This is a genomic window from Empedobacter falsenii (assembly GCF_019308355.1).
In the GTDB taxonomy this organism is placed as follows: domain Bacteria; phylum Bacteroidota; class Bacteroidia; order Flavobacteriales; family Weeksellaceae; genus Empedobacter; species Empedobacter falsenii_B.
This window is the reverse complement of record NZ_JAAGKM010000082.1, coordinates 1-3,476: the sequence shown is the minus strand read 5'-3', so window position 1 is coordinate 3,476 and position 3,476 is coordinate 1. Positions and strand designations below refer to the sequence as shown.

The window sequence follows — 3,476 nt, the reverse complement described above, 5'->3', positions numbered from 1 at the left end:
ACTTCCAATATTCTTTCGTAATTTGCAATAAAGTTGTTCATTGTAAATGTTTTGTGGTTAAAACAATTTACTGATTTTCAATCAAATGAACAACTTTATTCTTTATTAATCAAAATGCACAACGGGTAAATAATTTTAGTATTTATAAAACATATCGTAATATTGCAATGATAATAAATCAATAATGGGAATAACTAAATCGGAAATCTTCACTGACGAGCAAAATAAACTAGCTACTTTATTCAAGGTATTAGGACATCCTGCTCGTGTGGCTATTATTCAGCATATCATCAAACAGAATGCGTGTATCTGTACGGATTTGGTGGATGAATTAGGTTTGGCACAAGCTACTATTTCTCAACATTTAAAAGAATTAAAAAGTATCGGAATTATTCAAGGTTCCATCGAAGGAAAATCGGTTTGTTATTGTATTGATGAAAAGGTTTGGGTTGCAATTCAGAATGAGTTTTCTAACTTTTTTAATCAAAATGTCAAAATAGAGAAATGCTGTTAAGGCGTTTTTTTGAAATAAAACATCGTAATATTGCGATTAAAAATAAATAATTAAAGCATATGAAACTGTCAAGAATTAAAGAAATCTTACCAACATTAGAAAATGTTGAATTTCAATTAGAGGATGGTACTTTCGTACCAGAACATTTCCACGTTACAGAAGTGGGAGAAATCACAAAGAAATTTATTGATTGTGGTGGAGTTATTAGAAATGAAAAAGTAGTAAACTTTCAACTGTGGAATGCAGACGATTACGAACATCGTTTAAAACCAGGTAAATTGTTAAATATAATTCGCTTATCCGAAAACAAATTAGGTATTGAAGATGCCGAAATTGAAGTAGAATATCAGTCGACTACAATTGGTAAATACGATCTTGAATTTAATGGAAAACATTTCATTTTAAAAAATAAAAAAACAGCTTGTTTAGCGGAAGATGCTTGCGGTATTCCCGTTGCAACTGAAAATAAATTTAGAGTGAAAGAAGAAAAATCTTCTTGTTGCACACCTAATTCTGGTTGTTGTTAATTTTTTGATGTAGATAATGAATAGTACATTAAAAACAACAGTATCAGAAATACTAAATTTCAATTTTATAGACGACCAAAGGAAAGCTAATTTGCAACCTTTGGTTGTTTATATTCAAGAAAAATTCAATCGTAAGGAAGCTATAAATCTCAACTTTATTTGTACGCACAATTCACGCAGAAGTCATTTAGCTCAGATATGGGCACAATTCGCTGCTGCTTATTATAATATCCAAAATATCAATTGTTATTCAGGAGGTACACAAGAAACTGCATTGTTTCCAAAAGTAATTGAAACGCTAAGCAATCAAGGTTTTCAAATCTTTAAAATTGCAGATAGTAATAATCCTATTTATGCGATAAAATATGATGAGAATAGTTCACCAATTATCGGTTTTTCTAAGAAATATAATGATGCATTCAATCCCATTTCAAATTTCGCAGCTATTCTTACTTGCTCCCAAGCAGATGATGGTTGTCCTTTCATTGCAGGTGCAGAAAAACGAATTCCAATAACTTACGAAGATCCAAAAATTTCAGATGGAACACTTCAACAAACAGAAATTTACAAGCAACGTAGTATCGAAATAGCAACTGAAATGATGTACATATTTTCACAAATCACTAAATAAACGATGCAACCAAAACTAAAATTCCTAGATAGATACCTAACCTTATGGATTTTTATCGCCATGGTTTTAGGTGTTACAATTGGCTATATCTTTCCAAATATGTCTGTTTTAATAGAGCGTATGAGCGTGGGTACAACCAATATACCTTTAGCTTTAGGATTGATAATCATGATGTTTCCGCCATTAGCCAAAGTAGATTATTCTTTATTACCACAAGTATTTAAAAACAAAAAAGTAATCGGAATATCCTTAATCTTAAACTGGATAATTGGTACAGTTTTAATGTTTGGTTTGGCAGTTCTATTTCTTCACGACGAACCGGATTATATGTCGGGATTAATTCTCATTGGATTAGCACGATGTATTGCGATGGTAATCGTTTGGAGCGATTTAGCGAAAGCTAATAGAGAATACACAGCAATGCTAGTCGCACTAAATAGTATATTCCAAGTGTTAAGTTATAGCTTTTTAGTTTGGCTATTTATCAACATATTACCAAGCAAATTAGGCTTAGCTAATTTTAATGTTTCGGTTTCAATGATAGAAGTAACACAAAGTGTAATGATCTATTTAGGTATTCCATTCTTAATAGGTTTTATCACGCGATTCACTTTAATTAAAAAGAAAGGTATAGAATGGTACAATCGTGTATTCGTACCCAAAATATCTCCCATAACACTCTATGCATTATTATTTACCATTGTGGTAATGTTTAGTTTAAAAGGCGATAAAATACTTGAATTACCTTTAGACGTTATTAAAGTAGCAATCCCATTAGTTATATATTTTGCACTAATGTTCTTCATCAGTTTTTTTATCAATAAAGCAATGAAGGTTCCTTATGATAAAAATGCATCTATTTCATTTACAGCGACAGGAAATAATTTCGAATTAGCTATTGCAGTTTCCATTGCAATATTCGGTATTCACTCTCCACAAGCTTTTGTAGGAGTAATTGGTCCTTTAGTAGAAGTTCCAGTTCTCATCTTGTTAGTAAAAGCAAGTTTGTGGTTGAAAAACATATATTATAAAGAATAGAGCAATACATCAAATAAGAAAGTAAATCATCCATAAAGCGACACGTTTTTCCATTGTAAGGTTTTAATTTACATTAAATTACCTTAAAAAATGTTTAATGACTAAAACTTAATGTACTATGGCCTATTTGATAAAAGAAACTGTACAATTCAAAGAATTTACACAAGTTGCTTTACACAACGTAAACCTCGATAACTGTTACAAACAAGCTTTGTATCTCATTGATGAAGGATTCAGGTATTGGTTTAACAACGAAGAAATTAAAAACATCAACCAAAACAACGAGCAATACCAAATCAAATCCCCAGAAGAAGAATTGCTATTAACCTGGTTCGAAAAAGCTGATAAAGAAACAGCAACAGCTTTTCTTAACACTACGCAAATAGCTACAAGGTTAGCTTATTTTGGGAATATCAACATCAACAATTCAACCGTCATCCAATTGGGTAAAGCATTAAAGAAACACGGTTTTATGAGGATTTCAAAAAATGGTTCGTATGTATATGCAGTGAAAGAATTAGCATACGATCAAGTACAAAAAATGAACAAAGAGTTAGAGTAGAAATAAATTGAAAATGGCATAATGATTTGTAGACGAGTGTCAATCTTTTGTAGCAAGAACTTATACTAATTGTCATCCTGATTTCTATGACAAAACCAAGTTATTTTTATAAATATTTTGATTTTTAATTAGTGCATAAATTCTGTGAATTATTTTATTTCTGACTGCGTTTAAGACCGACATTTTATTTTTCCCTTCTTCTAC

Annotated in this window: 5 protein-coding genes; all 5 read left to right on the top strand. The window is 30.8% G+C overall.

Annotation, left to right across the window (positions count from 1 at the left end; genetic code table 11):
* Nucleotides 1-184: 184 nt before the first annotated feature.
* A complete protein-coding gene (locus tag G0Q09_RS14690; protein ID WP_219035448.1) occupies nucleotides 185-514 on the top strand; it encodes an ArsR/SmtB family transcription factor in 330 nt (109 codons plus the stop codon).
* A gap of 59 nt (nucleotides 515-573) precedes the next feature.
* Nucleotides 574-1,041: a DUF6428 family protein gene (locus G0Q09_RS14685; RefSeq protein ID WP_219035447.1), complete on the top strand. Its 468-nt coding sequence runs from the start codon at nucleotides 574-576 to the stop codon at nucleotides 1,039-1,041.
* Between the two features lie 16 nt (nucleotides 1,042-1,057).
* On the top strand, nucleotides 1,058-1,672 hold the full coding sequence (locus G0Q09_RS14680) for an arsenate-mycothiol transferase ArsC (protein ID WP_219035446.1): 615 nt from the start codon (nucleotides 1,058-1,060) through the stop codon (nucleotides 1,670-1,672).
* A 3-nt stretch (nucleotides 1,673-1,675) separates the two neighbouring features.
* Nucleotides 1,676-2,710 carry an ACR3 family arsenite efflux transporter gene (arsB, locus tag G0Q09_RS14675; RefSeq protein WP_219035445.1) on the top strand — a complete coding sequence of 345 codons (1,035 nt, stop codon included), beginning with the start codon at nucleotides 1,676-1,678 and terminating at the stop codon, nucleotides 2,708-2,710.
* A 118-nt stretch (nucleotides 2,711-2,828) separates the two neighbouring features.
* Nucleotides 2,829-3,272: a hypothetical protein gene (locus G0Q09_RS14670; RefSeq protein ID WP_219035444.1), complete on the top strand. Its 444-nt coding sequence runs from the start codon at nucleotides 2,829-2,831 to the stop codon at nucleotides 3,270-3,272.
* The last annotated feature ends 204 nt before the right edge of the window (nucleotides 3,273-3,476 follow it).

Bases quoted from the DNA above. Each gene is read 5' to 3' on its own strand.
- G0Q09_RS14690 (WP_219035448.1), top strand. From the start codon at position 185: ATGGGAATAACTAAATCGGAAATCTTCACTGACGAGCAAAATAAACTA.
- G0Q09_RS14685 (WP_219035447.1), top strand. From the start codon at position 574: ATGAAACTGTCAAGAATTAAAGAAATCTTACCAACATTAGAAAATGTT.
- G0Q09_RS14680 (WP_219035446.1), top strand. From the start codon at position 1,058: ATGAATAGTACATTAAAAACAACAGTATCAGAAATACTAAATTTCAAT.
- arsB (WP_219035445.1), top strand. From the start codon at position 1,676: ATGCAACCAAAACTAAAATTCCTAGATAGATACCTAACCTTATGGATT.
- G0Q09_RS14670 (WP_219035444.1), top strand. From the start codon at position 2,829: ATGGCCTATTTGATAAAAGAAACTGTACAATTCAAAGAATTTACACAA.